At 64.5% G+C, this 19,364-nt stretch carries 12 protein-coding genes; 5 read left to right on the top strand and 7 right to left on the bottom strand.

Going from position 1 to position 19,364, the window contains the following annotated elements:
* Nucleotides 1-95 precede the first annotated feature (95 nt).
* The 4 genes from gltB to ACFW0B_RS19820 all read left to right on the top strand — a co-directional run bounded on the left by gltB (nucleotide 96) and on the right by ACFW0B_RS19820 (nucleotide 8,078).
* Complete coding sequence (gltB, locus tag ACFW0B_RS19835; protein ID WP_449150702.1) at nucleotides 96-4,541, top strand: glutamate synthase large subunit; 4,446 nt, start codon at nucleotides 96-98, stop codon at nucleotides 4,539-4,541.
* A 36-nt stretch (nucleotides 4,542-4,577) separates the two neighbouring features.
* Nucleotides 4,578-5,996, top strand: a complete 1,419-nt coding sequence (locus ACFW0B_RS19830; RefSeq protein WP_449150701.1) for an FAD-dependent oxidoreductase — start codon at nucleotides 4,578-4,580, stop codon at nucleotides 5,994-5,996.
* Between the two features lie 142 nt (nucleotides 5,997-6,138).
* Nucleotides 6,139-7,206: a uroporphyrinogen decarboxylase gene (gene hemE / locus ACFW0B_RS19825; protein WP_449150700.1), complete on the top strand. Its 1,068-nt coding sequence runs from the start codon at nucleotides 6,139-6,141 to the stop codon at nucleotides 7,204-7,206.
* A gap of 107 nt (nucleotides 7,207-7,313) precedes the next feature.
* Complete coding sequence (locus ACFW0B_RS19820; RefSeq protein WP_449150699.1) at nucleotides 7,314-8,078, top strand: ParA family protein; 765 nt, start codon at nucleotides 7,314-7,316, stop codon at nucleotides 8,076-8,078.
* Nucleotides 8,079-8,086: 8 nt separating this feature from the next.
* Here the strand turns inward: ACFW0B_RS19820 and ACFW0B_RS19815 are convergent, their stop codons facing one another.
* From ACFW0B_RS19815 to ACFW0B_RS19800, 4 genes are all read right to left on the bottom strand, one after another.
* On the bottom strand, nucleotides 8,087-8,911 hold the full coding sequence (locus tag ACFW0B_RS19815; RefSeq protein WP_449150698.1) for a universal stress protein: 825 nt from the start codon (nucleotides 8,909-8,911) through the stop codon (nucleotides 8,087-8,089).
* A 73-nt stretch (nucleotides 8,912-8,984) separates the two neighbouring features.
* Nucleotides 8,985-9,428 (bottom strand): PaaI family thioesterase, encoded by a 444-nt coding sequence (locus ACFW0B_RS19810; protein WP_449150697.1) that lies wholly within the window; start codon nucleotides 9,426-9,428, stop codon nucleotides 8,985-8,987.
* A gap of 90 nt (nucleotides 9,429-9,518) precedes the next feature.
* On the bottom strand, nucleotides 9,519-9,953 hold the full coding sequence (trxC, locus tag ACFW0B_RS19805) for a thioredoxin TrxC (protein WP_449150696.1): 435 nt from the start codon (nucleotides 9,951-9,953) through the stop codon (nucleotides 9,519-9,521).
* 59 nt (nucleotides 9,954-10,012) lie between these two features.
* Entirely contained in the window at nucleotides 10,013-10,987 is a 975-nt protein-coding gene (locus ACFW0B_RS19800) for a sulfite exporter TauE/SafE family protein (protein ID WP_449150695.1), read from the bottom strand.
* Nucleotides 10,988-11,237: 250 nt separating this feature from the next.
* Here ACFW0B_RS19800 and ACFW0B_RS19795 point away from each other — a divergent pair, with 250 nt between their 5' ends.
* Nucleotides 11,238-11,933 carry an aspartate/glutamate racemase family protein gene (locus tag ACFW0B_RS19795; RefSeq protein ID WP_449150694.1) on the top strand — a complete coding sequence of 232 codons (696 nt, stop codon included), beginning with the start codon at nucleotides 11,238-11,240 and terminating at the stop codon, nucleotides 11,931-11,933.
* Nucleotides 11,934-12,113: 180 nt separating this feature from the next.
* Here the strand turns inward: ACFW0B_RS19795 and selO are convergent, their stop codons facing one another.
* The 3 genes from selO to ACFW0B_RS19780 all read right to left on the bottom strand — a co-directional run bounded on the left by selO (nucleotide 12,114) and on the right by ACFW0B_RS19780 (nucleotide 18,875).
* On the bottom strand, nucleotides 12,114-13,574 hold the full coding sequence (gene selO, locus ACFW0B_RS19790; RefSeq protein WP_449150693.1) for a protein adenylyltransferase SelO: 1,461 nt from the start codon (nucleotides 13,572-13,574) through the stop codon (nucleotides 12,114-12,116).
* Between the two features lie 53 nt (nucleotides 13,575-13,627).
* On the bottom strand, nucleotides 13,628-16,963 hold the full coding sequence (gene mscK / locus ACFW0B_RS19785) for a mechanosensitive channel MscK (protein WP_449150749.1): 3,336 nt from the start codon (nucleotides 16,961-16,963) through the stop codon (nucleotides 13,628-13,630).
* 169 nt (nucleotides 16,964-17,132) lie between these two features.
* Nucleotides 17,133-18,875, bottom strand: a complete 1,743-nt coding sequence (locus ACFW0B_RS19780; RefSeq protein ID WP_449150692.1) for a potassium/proton antiporter — start codon at nucleotides 18,873-18,875, stop codon at nucleotides 17,133-17,135.
* Between the last annotated feature and the right edge of the window lie 489 nt (nucleotides 18,876-19,364).

Raw genomic sequence — 19,364 nt, 5'->3', positions numbered from 1 at the left:
CAAAAGCTGGCGTCAAGTCCGGCGCGTATGGTAAGGAGTTGAATTACAAAGCAATTCTGCCTTTGTCTAAAGGCAACCCTGGTGAGAGTTCCCCTATGAAAGCAGGTCTGTACCATCCTGATGAATTCAAGGATAACTGCGGTTTCGGCTTGATCGCCCATATGCAGGGCGAGGCGAGCCACCATCTTCTTAAAACCGCCATCGAAGCCCTGACCTGCATGACCCACCGCGGTGGCATCAATGCCGACGGCAAGACCGGCGATGGTTGTGGTCTGTTGATCCAGAAGCCTGACCTTTTCCTGCGCGCCATCGCCAAGGAAACTTTCTCGGTCGAACTGCCCGCCCAGTACGCGGTCGGCATGGTCTTCTTCAACCAGGACCCGGTTCGCGCCGAAGCGGCTCGCGAAAACATGAATCGCGAAATCCTGGCCGCTGGCCTGCAGCTGATCGGCTGGCGCAAGGTCCCGATCGACACCAGCGTCCTCGGCCGCCTGGCCCTGGAGCGCCTGCCGCAGATCGAGCAGGTGTTCATCGGTGGCGAAGGCCTCGGCGACCAGGAAATGGCGGTCAAGCTGTTCAGCGCCCGTCGTCGCTCATCCGTGGCCAATGCCGCGGACGCCGATCACTACATCTGCAGCTTCTCGCACAAGACCATCATCTACAAAGGCCTGATGATGCCGGCCGACCTGCAGCAGTTCTACCCGGACCTGGGTGACGAGCGCCTGCAGACCGCCATTTGCGTGTTCCACCAGCGCTTCTCCACCAACACCCTGCCGAAGTGGCCGCTGGCGCAGCCCTTCCGCTTCCTCGCCCACAACGGCGAGATCAACACCATCACCGGCAACCGCAACTGGGCGGTGGCCCGTCGCACCAAGTTCGCCAACGATCAGCTGCCCGACATCGATGAACTCGGCCCGCTGGTCAACCGCGTCGGTTCCGACTCCTCCAGCATGGACAACATGCTCGAGCTGATGGTCACCGGCGGCATCGACCTGTTCCGCGGCGTGCGCATGATCATCCCGCCGGCCTGGCAGAACATGGAAACCATGGATGCCGACCTGCGTGCCTTCTACGAATACAACTCCATGCATATGGAGCCCTGGGACGGCCCCGCCGGCGTCGTGCTCACCGACGGCCGCCATGCCGTCTGCCTGCTCGACCGCAACGGCCTGCGCCCGGCCCGCTGGGTCACCACCAAGAACGGCTACATCACCCTCGCTTCGGAAATCGGCGTATGGGACTACAAGCCGGAAGATGTACTCGCCAAGGGCCGTGTCGGTCCCGGGCAGATCCTCGCGGTGGACACCGAAACCGGTCAGATCCTCAACACCGACGACATCGACAACCGCCTGAAGTCGCGCCACCCGTACAAGCAGTGGCTGCGCCAGAGCGCCGTGCGCATCCAGGCCAAGCTGGATGATGACCACGGTGTGGCCAGCTACGACAGCGACCAGCTCAAGCAGTACATGAAGATGTTCCAGGTCACCTTCGAGGAGCGTGACCAGGTGCTGCGTCCGCTGGCCGAGCAGGGCCAGGAGGCCGTCGGCTCCATGGGCGACGACACCCCCATGGCCGTGCTGTCCCAGCGCGTCCGTTCGCCGTACGACTACTTCCGCCAGCAATTCGCGCAGGTCACCAACCCGCCGATCGACCCGCTGCGCGAAGCCATCGTCATGTCCCTGGAGATCTGCCTCGGTGCCGAGCGCAACATCTTCAGCGAGTCGCCGGACCACGCCACCCGCGTGATCCTCAGCAGCCCGGTGATCTCCCCGGCCAAGTGGCGCGCACTGATGTCCCTGGACCGCCCGGGCTTCGAGCGTCACATCATCGACCTGAACTACGACGAGAGCCTCGGCCTCGAAGCGGCCGTGCGCAACATGGCCGACCAGGCCGAAGAAGCCGTGCGTTCCGGCAAGGTACTGCTGGTCCTGACCGACCGCCACATCGCCCCCGGCAAGCTGCCGGCCCACGCCTCCCTGGCTGTCGGCGCCGTGCACCACCGCCTGGTGGAGAAGGGCCTGCGTTGCGACTGCAACATCCTGGTCGAGACCGCCACCGCCCGTGACCCGCACCATTTCGCCGTGCTGGTGGGCTTCGGCGCCTCCGCCGTCTACCCGTTCCTCGCCTATGAAGTGCTGGCTGACCTGATCCGCACCGGCGAAGTGCTGGGCGACCTGTACGAAGTCTTCAAGCACTACCGCAAGGGCATCTCCAAGGGCCTGCTGAAGATCCTGTCGAAGATGGGCATCTCCACCATCGCCTCCTACCGTGGCGCGCAGCTGTTCGAAGCTGTCGGCTTGTCCGAGGAAGTGGTCGATCTCAGCTTCCGTGGCGTCGCCAGCCGCATCAAGGGGGCGCGCTTCGTCGACATCGAGTCCGAGCAGAAGCTGCTGGCCAATGAAGCCTGGAACAACCGCAAGGCCATCCAGCAAGGCGGCCTGCTGAAGTTCGTCTACGGTGGCGAGTACCACGCCTACAATCCGGACGTGGTGAATACCCTGCAAGCCGCCGTGCAGCAGGGCAACTACGAGAAATTCAAGGAATACACCGCGCTGGTGGACAACCGCCCGGTGTCGATGCTGCGTGACCTGCTCAAGGTCAAGACCGCCGCCCAGCCGCTGCCGCTGGACGAGGTCGAGCCGCTGGAGTCCATCTTCAAGCGCTTCGATGCCGCCGGCATCTCCCTGGGCGCGCTGTCCCCCGAGGCCCACGAAGCCCTGGCCGAAGCCATGAACCGCCTGGGTGGCCGCTCCAACTCCGGTGAGGGCGGTGAAGACCCGGCGCGCTACGGCACCGTGAAGAGTTCCAAGATCAAGCAGGTGGCCACCGGCCGCTTTGGTGTGACGCCGGAATACCTGGTCAACGCCGAAGTGCTGCAGATCAAGGTCGCCCAGGGCGCCAAGCCCGGCGAAGGCGGCCAGCTGCCCGGTGGCAAGGTCAATGGCCTGATCGCCCGCCTGCGCTATGCAGTGCCCGGCGTCACCCTGATCTCGCCGCCGCCGCACCACGACATCTACTCCATCGAAGACCTGGCCCAGCTGATCTATGACCTCAAGCAGGTCAACCCGCAGGCGCTGGTCTCGGTGAAGCTGGTGGCTGAAGCCGGCGTCGGCACCATCGCCGCTGGCGTGGCCAAGGCCTATGCCGACCTGATCACCATCTCCGGCTACGACGGCGGTACCGGCGCATCCCCGCTGACCTCCATCAAGTACGCCGGCAGCCCGTGGGAACTCGGCCTGGCGGAAACCCACCAGACCCTGCGCGGCAACGATCTGCGCGGCAAGGTGCGCGTACAGACCGACGGCGGCCTGAAAACCGGCCTCGACGTCATCAAGGCGGCCATCCTCGGCGCCGAAAGCTTCGGCTTTGGTACCGCGCCGATGATCGCCCTGGGTTGCAAGTACCTGCGCATCTGCCACCTGAACAACTGCGCCACCGGCGTCGCCACCCAGAATGACAAACTGCGCAAGGACCACTTCATCGGCACGGTCGAAATGGTGATGAACTTCTTCACCTACATCGCCACCGAGACCCGTGAGTGGCTGGCCAAGCTGGGCGTACGCAGCCTGAGCGAGCTGATCGGCCGTACCGACCTGCTGGAAATGCTGCCGGGCGACACCGAGAAGCAGGGCTTCCTGGACCTCAGCCCGCTGCTGGGCAGCGACCACGTGCCGGCCGACAAGCCGCAGTTCTGTGAAGTCGAGAAGAACCCGCCGTTCGATCCGGGTCTGCTGGCCGAGAAGATGTGGGACATTGCCAAGTCTGCGATCGAAGGCAAGACCGGCGGCGTCTACGACCTGGAAATCTGCAACTGCGACCGCTCCATCGGTGCGCGCATTTCCGGTGAAATCGCCCGCCGCCACGGCAACCAGGGCATGAAGGACGCCCCGGTGACCTTCCGCTTCCGTGGTACTGCCGGCCAGAGCTTCGGCGTGTGGAACGCCGGTGGCCTGCACCTCTACCTCGAAGGCGATGCCAACGACTACGTGGGCAAGGGCATGACCGGCGGCAAGATTGTGATCACCCCGCCGAAGGGCAGCCCGTTCAAGAGCCAGGAATCGGCCATCGTCGGCAACACCTGCCTCTACGGCGCGACCGGCGGCAAGCTGTTCGCCGCAGGTACCGCAGGCGAGCGTTTCGCCGTGCGTAACTCCGGCGCCCACGCCGTGGTGGAAGGCACCGGCGACCACTGCTGCGAGTACATGACCGGCGGTTTCGTCTGCGTTCTCGGCAAGACCGGCTATAACTTCGGTTCCGGCATGACCGGCGGCTTCGCCTACGTGCTCGACCAGGACAACAGCTTCGTCGATCGGGTCAACCACGAACTGGTGGAAATCCAGCGCATCAGCAACGAGTCCATGGAGGCCTACCGTAGCCACCTGCACAGCGTGCTGGTCGAATATGTGAAGGAAACCTCCAGCGACTGGGGCGCTCACCTGCTCGAGAACCTGGACGATTACCTGCGCAAGTTCTGGCTGGTCAAGCCGAAGGCCGCAAGCCTGGCTTCGCTGCTCTCCAGCACCCGTGCCAACCCGCAATAACAACAGCGCCTGAAGTGGTTTGATGAGGTTTTTTTAATGACTGAACGTCTGAACAACGACTTCCAGTTCATCGAGGTCGGGCGCAAGGATCCGAAGAAGAAACTGCTGCGCCAGCGCAAGAAGGAATTCGTCGAGATCTATGACCTGTTCAAGCCGCAGCAAGCGGCTGACCAGGCTCACCGCTGCCTTGGCTGCGGCAACCCGTATTGCGAGTGGAAGTGCCCGGTGCACAACTTCATTCCGAACTGGCTGAAGCTGGTCTCGGAAGGCAACATCCTGGCCGCCGCCGAGCTGTCGCACCAGACCAACACCCTGCCGGAAGTCTGCGGCCGCGTGTGCCCGCAGGACCGCCTCTGCGAGGGCGCCTGCACCCTGAACGACGGTTTCGGTGCCGTGACCATCGGTTCGGTTGAGAAGTACATCACCGACACTGCCTTCGCCATGGGTTGGCGCCCGGACATGTCCAAGGTCAAGCCCACCGGCAAGCGCGTCGCCGTGATCGGTGCCGGCCCGGCGGGCCTGGGCTGCGCCGACGTGCTGGTGCGTAACGGCGTGACCCCGGTGGTCTTCGACAGGAACCCGGAAATCGGCGGTCTGCTGACCTTCGGTATCCCCGAGTTCAAGCTCGAGAAGCACGTACTGAGCCGTCGCCGTGAAGTGTTCACCGGCATGGGCGTCGAGTTCCGCCTGAACACCGAAGTGGGCAAGGACGTGACCATGGACCAGCTGCTCGAGGAATTCGATGCGGTCTTCATGGGCATGGGGACCTACACCTACATGAAGGGCGGCTTCCCGGGCGAAGACCTGCCGGGCGTGCACGATGCGCTCGACTTCCTGATCGCCAACGTCAACCGTAACCTCGGCTTCGAGAAGTCCCCCGAGGACTTCGTCGACATGAAGGGCAAGCGTGTGGTGGTCCTGGGTGGTGGCGACACCGCGATGGACTGCAACCGCACCTCCATTCGCCAGGGCGCCAAGACCGTGACCTGCGCCTACCGTCGTGACGAAGAGAACATGCCGGGTTCGCGCAGGGAGGTGAAGAACGCCAAGGAAGAGGGCGTGAAGTTCCTCTTCAACCGCCAGCCCATCGCCATTGTCGGCGAGGACAAGGTGGAAGGCGTGAAGGTGGTCGAGACCCGTCTTGGCGAGCCGGATGCCCGTGGCCGTCGCAGCCCCGAGCCGATCCCGGGCTCCGAGGAGATCATCCCGGCCGAGGCCGTGCTGATCGCCTTCGGTTTCCGGCCGAGCCCGGCGCCCTGGTTCGAGCAGTTCGATATCGGCATCGACAACCAGGGCCGCGTGGTGGCGCCCGCCCAGGCGCAGTTCAAGCACCAGACCAGCAATCCGAAGATCTTCGCCGGTGGCGACATGGTCCGTGGTTCCGATCTGGTGGTGACTGCGATCTTCGAAGGCCGTACGGCTGCTGAAGGCATCCTCGACTACCTCGGCGTTTAAGCTGCTGCGCTAGCTCAGGCGACGCTTAACGTTTCGGGGGCGCAGCGACAAACTGTCGCGATGGACAAAAGGCACGGCACCCGCCGTGCCTTTTGCATTGGGCTCTGCGAAAATGCCCGCACTTTTTTGCTGGAATACTGCCATGACCGCCCTGAAGAACGACCGTTTCCTTCGTGCGCTGCTGAAGCAGCCAGTCGACGTCACCCCTGTCTGGATGATGCGCCAGGCTGGTCGCTACCTGCCGGAGTACCGCGCGACCCGCGCCAAGGCCGGTGATTTCATGAGCCTGTGCATGAACCCCGAACTGGCCTGCGAAGTGACCCTGCAGCCGCTGGATCGCTACCCGCAACTGGACGCGGCGATCCTCTTCTCCGACATCCTCACCATCCCCGACGCCATGGGTCAGGGCCTGTTCTTCGAGGCCGGAGAAGGTCCGCGCTTCAAGAAGGTGGTGACCAGCCAGGCCGATATCGACGCCCTGCCGATTCCCGACGCGGAGAAGGACCTGGGTTATGTGATGGACGCCGTGCGTACCATCCGCCGCGAGCTGAACGGCCGCGTGCCGCTGATCGGCTTCTCCGGCAGCCCCTGGACCCTGGCCACCTACATGGTCGAGGGTGGCTCCAGCCGTGACTTCCGCAAGTCCAAGGCGATGCTCTACGACAATCCCCAGGCCATGCACGCCCTGCTGGACAAGCTGGCCCTGTCGGTGACCGCCTACCTCAACGGGCAGATCAGGGCCGGCGCCCAGGCGGTGCAGATTTTCGACTCCTGGGGCGGCGCGCTGTCCGCGGCGGCCTATCAGGAATTCTCCCTGGCCTACATGAAGAAGATCGTCGATGGCCTGATTCGCGAACACGACGGCCGTCGTGTGCCCGTGATCCTCTTCACCAAGGGCGGCGGCCTCTGGCTTGAATCCATGGCTGATAGCGGTGCCGAGGCCCTGGGCCTGGACTGGACCTGCGACATCGGCAGCGCCCGCGCCCGCGTTGGCGGCAAGGTGGCGCTGCAGGGCAACATGGACCCTTCCGTGCTTTACGCCAACCCGGCTGCCATCCGCGCCGAGGTGGGCCGCATCCTCGCGGCCTACGGCAAGGGCTCGGGCCATGTCTTCAACCTCGGCCACGGCATCACGCCGGAAGTCGACCCGGCCCACGCCGGCGCCTTCTTCGAGGCGGTGCACGAGTTGTCGGCGCAGTATCACGGGTAAGTATGAGGGGCCGCGCAAGCGGCCCTTTCTTTTAGTGCCGGGAAACCTCGCCCTCGTTACGGGCGTTGCATAGAATCCGGTACCTATCAGGTTCAGGGAGGTGTGCGATGCGGCGCGTGGTTTTCAATCAGAAGGGCGGAGTAGGCAAATCCAGCATTGCCTGCAACCTGGCGGCGGTGAGCGCTTCGCAGGGGTATCGCACCCTGCTGATCGACCTGGATGCCCAGGCCAACTCCACGCATTACCTCACCGGCCTGACCGGCGAGGAAATTCCCATGGGGATCGCCGATTTCTTCAAGCAGACCCTGTCGGCCACCTCCTTCCGCAAGGGCAAGGTGGATATCTACGAGACCCCGTACGACAACCTGCATGTGGTGACCGCCACCGCCGAGCTGGCCGACCTGCAGCCCAAGCTGGAGGCCAAGCACAAGATCAACAAGCTGCGCAAACTGCTGGACGATCTGGATGAGGACTACGAGCGGATCTACCTGGATACGCCGCCGGCCTTGAACTTCTATACGGTTTCCGCGCTGATCGCCGCCGATCGCTGTCTGATTCCCTTCGACTGCGACAGCTTCTCGCGCAATGCGCTCTACGGCCTGCTGGCGGAGATCGAAGAACTGCGGGAGGACCACAACGAACGCTTGGAAGTCGAAGGCATCGTGGTCAACCAGTTCCAGCCGCGTGCTTCGTTGCCCCAGCAACTGCTGGATGAATTGTTGGAAGAGGGGCTGCCGGTATTGCCGGTGAACCTGATGATGTCGGTGAAGATGCGCGAGTCGCATCAGGCCTGCAAACCGCTGATCTACCTCGAGCCCCGGCACAAGCTGACCCAACAGTTCGTTGAGTTGCACGATCTCCTTGAAGCTTGAAGCCTGGGCTACTTGACCAGCAAAAGGTCGCAGGGCGGGGCCTGCAGATAACGCAAGGCGAGGCTGCCCAGCAGGGCCTGGGAAATCAGGCTGCGACCATGACTGCCAAGGGCCAGCAATTGTGGGCGCTGCTCGGCAATGGCCTCATCCAGTGCCCGGGGCAGGGCGCCGCGCACTACTTCCAGCTCCACCGCCGGAATCTGGCCGGCAAGGCCTGACAGCTCGTCTTCCAGCAGTTTCCCCAGCAGTTCCCGCTGAGTGGCGAGGAAGTCGGTCGAACTGCCGCTCTTCGACAGCAGTCGGCTGCCCAGTTCCATCACGTTGAGGGCGACCAGGCTGGCGCTGCGAGGCGACAGGACGCACGCCTTGCGCAAGGCGTCGCAGGCGCAGAGGGAGAAGTCCAGCGCTACGGCGGTCTTCTGGTACGGCTCGTTCGCCGACTCGCCCGTCACCAGCAGCAGGGGCGCAGTCAGATGGCGGGCGACGCGTTCCAGGGTGGTGCCGATGAACAGTTCGGGTGCGTTGTGGTGGTGCCGGCCGATCACCAGCAGATCGGCCTGGCTGTCGCTCATCTCTTCAAGGATCTGCTGGGCCGGGCGGCCCTTGCGCAGGAGCAGCTGGCAATCCTCGACGCCCAGCCGTGCCAGGTGCTCGCTGAAATACTGCTGGGCGGCATCGCACAGGTTGCTCTGGACGGCGTTGGGCAGGTGATCTTCGAGGACATGCAGGACACAGAGGCGCGCGCCGTGCTGGCGGGCGAGCTGGATGGCGCGATGCAGTGCGATGTCAGCCTCGCGGCTCAGATCATGGGCGACCAGGATGTGCTTGAACATGGGGTGGATCTCCTCTGGAGGCCACACTCTGCGGTCTTTTGCCGCGCGGCAGATTGATCCAGCGCAAGGCGGCTCAATGTGCCCGCATCTGGTAAAGCCCACGGCTTTCGGCGACCACTTCTCCATCTGCGTCCAGCAGTTGCAGCTCCAGCCAGTACTCAGCCTTGCCGTTGGTTTCGGCTTCGTTCCGGATGCGTGCGATCTCCGCCTGGTCGATGCGCGCATCCACCGTGATGTCGCCCCTGGCCGGGCGGCGGAAGCGCAGGTTCATTTCCTTCACGATCGGATAGAAGCGGCAGGCATCGAAACAGGTGAGAAACAGCGCGCCACCAGGCACTTCGGCCAGGGTGAACAGGGCGCCCGCATAGAGGGTGCCGATGTGATTCTGGTTGCCTTCCAACGGCATGCGCAGACGCACGTGGCCGGGTTCCAGGACTTCGGCCTTCAGGCCGCTGCGTTTGACGAAGGCGATCTGTTCTTCGGTGAGCTGGCGAACCAGCTCCGGGGGCATGGACATGGCGGGCTCCGGCGTTGGGATTTTCCAGAGCCTAGCCGGCGCGGCGCGCCCGGCAATGACCGGGACGGCCAGACGAATTGACCGGAGCGATCAGATGCCCTGGGAACCGAGCCAGCCGATCAATTGCGGCAGCGGCAGGGCGCCGCTCTGCCGGGCGACTTCCTTGCCGTCCTTGAACAGGATCAGCGTCGGGATCGAGCGGATGCCCAGTTGCCCCGCCAGGTTGCGATTGGCTTCGCTGTCCAGCTTGCCCAGGCGGCAGCGCCCCTGGAGCTGGCCGGCAGCCTGCTGGTAGATGGGTGCGAAGGCCTTGCACGGGCCGCACCAGTCGGCCCAGACATCCACCAGCAGCGGCAGGTCGCCGCGAAGCTGTCTGGCGAAGCTGGCCTCGTTCAGGTCGAAGGGGCTCGTGGGCAATACGCTGCCCTTGCAGTGACCGCAACGCGGCGAATCCTTGAGGCGGGCGGCGGGGATGCGGTTCAACCCGGCGCATTGGGCGCAGGGAACCAGAAGCGGGTCGGTCATGGGGAACTCCGGTGGCGGATTCCGTCTATCTGGAGTCGCGCCACCGGGATATCAAGGGATCAGCTCAGGCTGGCGAAGATGTTGTAGGCGCTGATCAGGGTGATCAGGCAGCCGACGATGATCAGTAGGGTGCGCGACGACAGCTTCTTGCACAGCAGCGCGGCAAGGGGCGCGGCGAAGAGACCACCGAAGACCAGGCCGGCGACCATCTTCCAGGTGTCTGGCTGGCCGGCCAGGAGGATGAAGGAGGTAGCGCTGGAAATGGTCAGGAAGAACTCGGCGAAGTTCACCGAGCCGATGGTGGTGCGCGGGTCGGTGCCGGAGCCGATCAGGCTGCTGGTGACCACCGGGCCCCAGCCGCCACCGCCGGCGGCATCGACGAAGCCACCGAACAGGGCCAGCTTGGCGACGTGCTTGGGCGCCTTGCGCTTGGTGACGTGGCGGTAGGCCTTGCTCAGGATGTACAGGCCCATGAGCAGCAAGTAGGCGGAGATGATGGGCTTGAGTGCCGCGCCATCGAACTGGGTGATCAGCACCGCGCCGAGCACGGCGCCGATGATGCCCGGCAGCAGCAAGCGCAGGAACAGGGACTTGTTGACGTTGCCAAGCTTCACGTGGGAGATGCCTGACAGGCCCGTGGTGAAGACTTCGGCGATATGCACGCTGGCGCTGGCCGCGGCGGGAGAGGCGCCGGCACTGAGCAGGAAGGTGGTGGCGGTGATGCCATAGGCCATGCCCAGGGCGCCGTCGATGACCTGGGCGAAGAAACCCACCGCCACCGCGCTCCAGAAGCCCCGGCTGGACAGTGCGTTTTCGATGATCTCGAAGCCATTGCCGCCGCCGTTGTCGAAGAACAGGCGCCAGGCGAGGAAACCGAGCAGGCTGACCAGGATGAGGATCGCCGCCCACATGGCGGCCCGCAGGACCGGGTGGTCGTCAGGATGGGAAACGAAATCTTCGACTGGCGGGATCCCCAGCGCTTGGTGTTCGGTGTTGATCGAACTCTGGCTGAGGTCGAGGTCGCGAATCTTCATGCGGGTACAGCGCCTGACAGTGGGTGGTAGAACAGGCTGGAATAAGCAGGGGGCCGAAGATAATTCGCTTTGCTTAGATAGTCTAAGAAGATTTATGCAGGTTTATATTCCAGTTTGTGTATGCGGGCATCTGTAGGCGGCCGGCGTTCAAGGGATGCGGCTGTACCTCCCAGATGCCCGGCAACTGTATTTCCGACCTGTGGTGAGCCTGGATTAGGCTGGGGTTTTCCATATCGAGGAGAGGTCTGCCATGCGCATGCTGGGTGTACTGGGCGGGATGAGCTGGGAATCGACCGTGACCTATTACCAGTTGCTCAACCGCGGTGTGCGCGATCGCCTCGGTGGCCTGCACTCCGCGCCCCTGTTGCTGCATTCGGTGGACTTCGCACTGATCGCTGCCCAGCAGAAGGCCGGCGAATGGGATGCCGCGGGCCAGGTGCTGGTCGAGGCCGCGAGGGGGCTGGAGGGCGCGGGTGCCACGGCGCTGCTGCTGGCGACCAACACCATGCACAAGGTGGCGGCGGCCATCGAGCAGGCTGTGGATATCCCGCTCCTGCACATCGGCGATGCCGTCGGACAGGCACTGCAGGGGCAAGGGGTCGAACGCGCGGCGCTGCTCGGCACCCGCTTCACCATGCAGGAGGCCTTCTATCGCGAGCGCCTGGGCCAGCGCTACGGCATCGATGTGCTGGTGCCGGATGCCCGGGCCATCAGCGAAATCGACCGGGTGATCTTCCAGGAACTCTGCGTCGGCCGGTTCCTGCCCGAAGCCCGCGCCTTCTACCTCGACCAACTGGCGCAGCTGAAGGAGCAGGGGGCGCAGGCGGCGGTACTCGGCTGTACCGAGATCGGGCTGCTGCTGGAAGGCTGCGAGTCGCCGTTGCCGCTGGTGGACAGCGGCGAGCGGCATGTTGCGATGGGGTTGGAATGGATGCTGGGCCGCTAGTCCTGATTTGTAGAAGCCAGCTTGCTGGCGAAAAAACCGCTGTTCGCTAGCAAGCTAGCTCCTACAGGGATCGGGGCTCAGGACCGCAGCAACTGACGATGGGGCCTGATTTGTAGGAGCCAGCTTGCTGGCGAAAAAACCGCTGTTCGCTAGCAAGCTAGCTCCTACAGGGATGGCGGCTCAGGATGAGCAGCTGATTTCCAGATGCTTGCCCCATTCCGGCGGGCGCTCGGCGAAGCGTTCCATGCCCGGTTGCTCGTCGAAGGGGCGGGACAGCACGGCGTGGAGCTGGCGCACCTCGCTATAGTCGCCTTGCTGGGCGGCCTCGATGGCGCGTTGGGCCAGGTAGTTGCGCAGGATGTATCGGGGGTTCACCGCGTGCATGCGCGCGCGGCGCGCCTGCTGGTCATCGCCATCCAGCGCCGCGCGAGCCTGGTAGTCGGCGGCCCAGGCATCGAAGCCGGCCAGGTCGACGAAATCTTCCCGCAGTTTGCGTAGCGCCTGTTCCGGCGCCTCATCACCCAGGCGGCGGAAGAACTGGCTGTAGTCCACGGCGCTGCCCTGTATCAGCTGCAGCAGGCGCTGCACCAGGGCTTCGTCGCTATCCCTGGCGGAGGTGAAGCCCAGTCGCCGGCGCATCAGGTCCAGGTAGTGGGTCTGGTAGAGGGGCAGGAAGAGGTTGAGGGTTTCGCGCAATTGCTCCACTTCGACGTAGGGCGTCAGCGCCTGGGCCAGGGCGGCCAGGTTCCAGTGGGCGATGGGCACCTGGTTGCTGAAGCTATAGCGGCCAGCGTCGTCGGAGTGGTTGCAGATGTGGTTGGCGTCGAAGTCGTCGAGGAACGCGTAGGGTCCGAAGTCAAAGGTGATGCCCAGGATCGACATGTTGTCGGTGTTCATCACGCCGTGGCAGAAGCCGTAGGCCTGCCAGAGGGCGATCAGCTCGGCATTGCGTTCCAGCACCTCGCGGAAGAAGGCCGCCCAGGGCCGTTCCTGTTCCAGGCAGTGCGGGAAATGGCATTCCATGACGTGCCGGCCGAGGGTTTCGAGCTGTTCATGTTGGCGCGTGTAATAGAAATACTCGAAGTGGCCGAAGCGCACGTGGCTTGGCGCCAGGCGCAACAGCATGGCGCCGGTTTCGCGGGTTTCCCGGTACACCGGAGTCGACGAGCCGGTCACGCACAGGGCGCGGCTGGTGGGGATGCCCAGGGCGTGCAGGTGTTCGCTGGCAAGGAATTCGCGAATCGAGCTGCGCAGCACCGCGCGGCCATCACCCATGCGCGAGTAGGGCGTCTGTCCGGCGCCCTTGAGGTGCAGGTCCCAGTGCTCGCCGGCGTCGTTGACCACCTCGCCCAGCAGCAGGCCGCGCCCGTCGCCCAGGCGCGGGTTGTACACGCCGAACTGGTGCCCGGAATAGACCATCGCCCGTGGCTCTGCCTCGGACCAGAGCTTGTGTCCGGAGAACAGCTCGGCGAAGAGCGGGGTGTCCGCCTCGGCAGGATTGAGGTCGAGCAGCGCCATGGCCGCCGGGCTGGCTACTACCAGACGCGGTTCGGCGATGGGCTCGGGCAGCACCTCGGTGGAGAACGCGTCGCCCAGGCGGGCGAAGCGGTTATCGAACTGCAGTTCGTCGAGTGTCTTCATGGCTTCAGCTTGTCATGCCGCCGGGGCGTGCGGAAGAACCTGGATGGCGTGGCTCATCGGGACTCCGGAACCGGCACCTTGTCCTTGACCGGTATCGACACGGCTTCGACTGCGTCTTCGACGTGCTTCTCGGTCCTGCGGGTGAGGGTGACGTCCATCTTCGGCGTGCTGGAGGTGTTGATGTCGTGCTCCTTGAACAACTGGTCGATGCGCCGGTTCAACTCGTCGGTGGCCAGGCCGCGATCGCCCAGTTCGCGCACGTAGATCTTCAGCTCGTGCTCCAGGGTGCTGGTGCCGTAGGTCTTGAGCTGTACGGAGGGCGCCGGGTCGCGCAGCACGCGGGAATTTTCCTGGGTGGCCTGCAAGAGCAGCTTGCGCACCAGTTCCAGGTCGAGATCGGCGCTGCGGTTGACGTTGTACACCAGCACGATGCGGGTGACGGTGTCGGTCAGCGTCCAGTTGATCAGCTGGCTGGTGAGGAAGGTCTGGTTCGGCACTATCACTTCCTTGCGGTCGCTGTCGGTGATGTGCGTGGCGCGGATGTGGATGCGGTTGACCGTGCCGGTGACGGTGCCGATGGTCACCAGGTCGCCGATGCGCACCGGGCGCTCGAACAGCAGGATCAGGCCGGAAATGAAGTTGGCGAAGATCGCCTGCATGCCGAAGCCGATACCCACCGAGAGCGCCGCCACCAGCCATTGCAGTTTGTCCCAGCTGACCCCGAGGGTGGACAGCGCGCTGACGAAACCGATGCCGGCGATGGCGTAGGACAGCAGGGTCGTGGTGGCGTAGGCACTGCCCTGGGCCAGTTTCAGCCTTGAGAGCACCAGCACTTCCAGCAGGCCCGGCAGGTTGCGGGCGAGCGCTATGGTGATGCCGGCGATGATCAGCGCGCCGAGCACGTCCAGCATGCTGATGGGAACCAGGGTCGCAGCGTCGCCGGTGCCGGTGGAGTACTGGTAGAGCGTCACTTGGTCGAGGTAGGCGAACACGCTGATCAGGTCGGCCCAGACCAGGTATAGGCAGGCGAGGAACACGCCCAGCAGGGCCAGGCGGATCAGGCGCAGCGACTGCTGGTTGACCGTCTCGATGTCGAGGGTCGGTTCTTCCACCACCACTTCCTCACCTTCGGCGTTCTCCTTGGTCTGCGCCTGGCGCTTGGCGAGCATCCGCTGGTAGGCCAGGCGCCGTGCGGCCACGGCCAGGCCGCGAAGGAAGGTGGCTTCCACCAGCAACAGGATGATCAGCAGGTAGAGCGTGGTGATCAGGCGGTCGGTGAGCTTGAGCGAGGTGTAGTAGTAACCGAAGCCCACCGCCACGATCAGCGCCAGGGGCAACAGGGTGAACGCGACGCCGATCAGCAGGCGGAAAGGCGAGGTCTGCTCGCGCATCGGTTCGGCCAGCAGCAGGTTGCTCAGCACCAGGGTCATCAGGGTGTAGCAGCTGAGCACCACGATCACCCCGATGATGTCGTCGGCCAGGGCGGCGGGCTGGTGTTCGGCCACGGTGACGATGGCCACCAGCGCCATGACCACGCCGCCCAGCCGGCGGATCTGGCCGCGCAGGAAGGCGACCTGCGGGCGATCCCAGTGGAAGTGCAATTCGCCGATGCCGCCCGGGGCGAGGATGCGGTAGAGGGTGTAGAACACCATCCAGGCCTGGGCCATGTCCATCAGGGCTGCACCGAGCGTGGCGTTCTGCCCGCGCGCATCGATCTGCAGGGCCAGGCCGCAAAGCAGCAGGAACAGGCTGACGGGCAGGGCCAGCAGCACGGTGAGGAACAGGGCCACGGGCGTGTGCATCTGGCTGTCACGTTTGAAGTGACCGACGTCCTGGTTGATTTCGTTGAGCCTGGCGTAGATGGCGCGGCGCTTCCACAGCAGGCCGCCGATCAACAGCAGCAGCGGCAGGAACAGCCAGGGCCGATCCATCAGGCCTGCGCCCAGTTCGCGCACGCCCGAGCCCCAAGGCATGTTGGCCAACTGGCGTTCCAGCAAGTGCGGGGTGGATTTCAGCCAGTTGAAGTCCAGCGGCTTGTTGCTGGGAATCCAGAACATCTGCTCGTCGAGGGTGTTGCGCAGGGTCTGGGAGGTTTCCTGCAACTGCTTCTGGTTCAACTGCAGGGTGATGGATTCGTTGAGCAGGTTGTTCAGTTCGCGACTCAGGCGATCGAGCAGTTCGCTACGGGTGCTGATCAGCTCGCTGAGGGTGGTGCGCAGTTCCGGGGTGACCTGCTCCGCCGGCTGGTCGGCAAGCAGGCCCTCGATGTAGGCGTCGGGATTGGCCAGCTTGTCGCGCTGCTGGTTCAGCTCGAACTGGTAGAGGCGGATGTCGGCGATTTCGTCAGCCAGGTTCTTGTCCAGATTCAGTTGCGGCAGGGCCTGCTTCTGCTGATAGAGGATCTTGGCCAGCAGCAGGCTGCCCTTGAGCACGCTGATCTGCTCTTCCAGGGCCTGGCCGGCCTGGCTGAGGTTGTCCAGCTGCTGGCGGGTCTGCAGGTTCTGCCGGGTCAGTTCGTTGAGGCGGTCGGTTGCGCGCAGCAGGTAGTCGGACATCTTCAGATTGATGGCGCTTTCCTTCGCCACCAGGCTGTCCGGCGTGGTCTGATCGGCGTCGCGGGAGAGCTCGGCGACTGTCTGTTCCGAGCTTTCCCGGCGCATTTCGTTGATCAGCGACTGCAGGTCCAGGGTTTCCTGCTCCAGGCGGCGGATGCGCTCCACGAGCAGGTCGCGGCGGCTGTTGCCGAGGTCCTGCAGCAGGCTGTTGCCGGCCAGTTCCTGGCGGCGCAGCTCGGTCTGGGCGGCGAGAGCAGCCTGCTCGGCGGTGAGCAGGGCGCGTTGCTCTTCGCTGATGTCCTTGCCACTGTCCTTGCCGCTCTTGAGGATGGCATTGATCTGCTGGGTGCGGGTCTGGTTGGCGCTGATCTCGGCCTGGGCCCGCTCCGGACGGGTCTGGACGGTGACGATCAGGCTGTTGGCCTCGGCCAGCGCGTTTTGCTGCTCGGCCAGCTCGTTGCTGCGCTCATCCAGCAGCTTTTCCAGTTGGGTAAGTTCAGATTTGCCGTAGCGCTCCGTGACCGACACCTGCGGGCTGCTCTTCAGTCTTGCCAGTTCCCGCTGGGCCTCGCCCACCAGGTGCGGCGCATCGCTCAGTTGGCGCTTCAGATCGGCGAGGCGTTTCTCGCTTTCCTGCTGATTGGCGACGAAGGTCTGCGTCTGTTCATCGAGCGAGGGCTTGGCCTGGGCCTCGCCATCGGCCGGTTTGCTGTCGGCGGATGCGGCGGCCGGCTTGGGTACGGCGGCGCCGGTGGCCGGGGCGGCCGGCAGGCCGGCGGGAGCGAGGCAGAGGCCCAGCAGTGCGGCGGCAATAAAGGTGCGCAAGGAAGTAATCATCGCGATCGGGCAGCTCGGGGGGGCGAATGCGGCTAATGATATGCCACGGCGGCCTTTGCGGGGCTGCCGGGCACGAGCGGTTGTGATCCGGGTTCGCGCAGGGGCGAACCCCTGGTTTCCATGGCAGCGGCCTGAAGGGGCAGGAGGGCCGCCGTAGACGGGTTCCCTAGAGGAACAGCCCCGGACGGCCCTGGCCTTCGGGGAATTTGACGCCGACCTTGCGCACCTTGTTCCCTTCCATCAGAGCAACGGTCCAGGTCAGGCCGTTCCACTCCACCTGGTCGCCCACCACCGGCTCGCCGCCGATTTCGTGGGCAATGAAGCGGCCGAGGGCCTGCTGGCCGTCCTGCTCGCCGAGCTTCAGGCCGTAGAGCGACGCTATGGCGGAGAGCTGGGCATCGCCTTCCAGCACGAAGTCGCCGAAGAAGCGCATGTCCAGGCCGCGTTGCGGTGCCTGGCTGAACAGCTTGCCGAGGGCCGGAAGGTCGTGCTCGTGGCCCACCACACAGAGGATATCGCCGGCTTCCAGGGTGGTGCTGCCCGAGGGGTGCAGCAGTTCCTTGCCGCGGAACAGTGCCGCGATACGGGTGCCTTCCGGCATCTTCAGCTCACGCAGGGCCGCGCCGATGCACCACTTCTCGGCACCCAGGCGGTAGACGAACAGTTCCCACTCGCTGGTGGGGTGCACTTCCAGGCCGGCGCGGGAGATGGGCGCCGGCTCCGGTGGCACGGTGACGCGCAGCAGCCTGGCAGCCCAGGGCAGGCTGGTGCCCTGCAGCACCAGAGAGACCAGCACGATGAAGAAGGCCACGTTGAAGAACAGCTGGGCGTTGGGCAGGCCGGCCATCAGCGGGAATACCGCGAGGATAATGGGCACCGCGCCGCGCAGGCCGACCCAGGCGATGAAGACCTTTTCGCGGTCATGGAAGGCGCGGAATGGCGCCAGGCCAAGGAAGATCGACAGCGGCCGGGCGATCACGATCATCCACAGCGCCAGGCCCAGGGCCGGCAGGACGATCGGGAACAGCTCATGGGGTGTTACCAGCAGGCCCAGGACCACGAACATGCCGATCTGCGCCAGCCAGGTCAGGCCGTCGAGCATGTGCAGGATGCCGTGGCGGGAACGGATCGGCCGGTTGCCGAGGAACAGGCCGAACAGGTAGACGGCGAGGATGCCGCTGCCGTTCACGGCGTTGGTCAGGGCGAAGGTCAGCACGCCACCGGACACCACCAGCAGCGGGTACAGGCCGTTGGCCAGGGTCAGGCGGTTGATCAGTTGCAGCATCAGCCAGCCGCCGGCGAAGCCCATCGCAGTGCCGACGCCGAACTGCTGGATGATGTGGACGATGAAACTCCAGCTGAAACCGGACTGGCCGGTAGCGAGCATCTCGATCAGGGTTACCGTGAGGAACACGGCCATGGGGTCGTTGCTGCCCGACTCGATTTCCAGGGTGGCGCCGACCCGTTCGTTGAGGCCGCGCCCGCCAAGTAGGCTGAACACTGCCGCCGCGTCGGTGGAGCCGACGATGGCGCCGATCAGCAGGCCTTCCAGGGTGCTCAGGTTGAACAGCCAGGCGGCTGCGACGCCGGTCAGCCCGGCGGTGACCAGGACCCCGAGGGTGGCCAGGGACAGCGATGGCCAGAGCGCCACGCGGAAGGTCTCCGCACGGGTGCGCAAGCCGCCGTCGAGCAGGATGATCGCCAGTGCCAGGTTGCCCACCAGATAGGCCTGGGAATAGTTGTTGAAGACGATGCCGCCGGGGCCATCGTTGCCGGCAAGCATGCCGATCACGAGGAAAACCACCAGGATGGGGACACCGAAGCGCGATCCGAAGGCGCTGACCAGGATGCTCATGCCTACCAGCACCGCGCCGATCAGGAACAGGCTGTTGACGGTGGCTGCATCCACTGGTGGCTCCTTGCGAGGGGGAATGGGCAAAACGAGGCGTGCAGGGGCGCACGCCGAGGAATTCTAACCTGCCGGTGGCAAGGCTCTGCAAGATTTCATGCAGGCTTCTTGCCAGCCTGGAGAATCCATTGGGCAGGCGAAGTGGTTCGAGGTTCCCGAAAGGGGACGCAGGGTGATGAAGAAACGAGCGATGGTGGTTCGGGGGCCGTTACTAGCGTCTTCTCCGGTGCCATGAAGAAGGTTCAGGAGGCAGCAGGTCGAGTTCCTTTGCCTGGATGAAATCCGCGGAAAGTCCCTCCACCGCTTCCGGCTTTCATCGGGCTACGATTTGCTGCGGATCACCAGACCTTTCGAACGCGCAAAAAAAAGGTTCTTCGCGGAGTCTGGGGGAAGAGCGAGTTGACAGTCAGGGAAGTGGGTAAATTGGCAGTCGCCAAACGAACCAACCCCCACTCCCTGCTGCCGCCGTGCATCCTATTGATCTTGCTC

This window comes from Metapseudomonas phytobenefica, from assembly GCF_043392685.1.
Taxonomy (GTDB): domain Bacteria; phylum Pseudomonadota; class Gammaproteobacteria; order Pseudomonadales; family Pseudomonadaceae; genus Metapseudomonas.
This window is presented reverse-complemented; position numbering and strand designations above follow the sequence as displayed.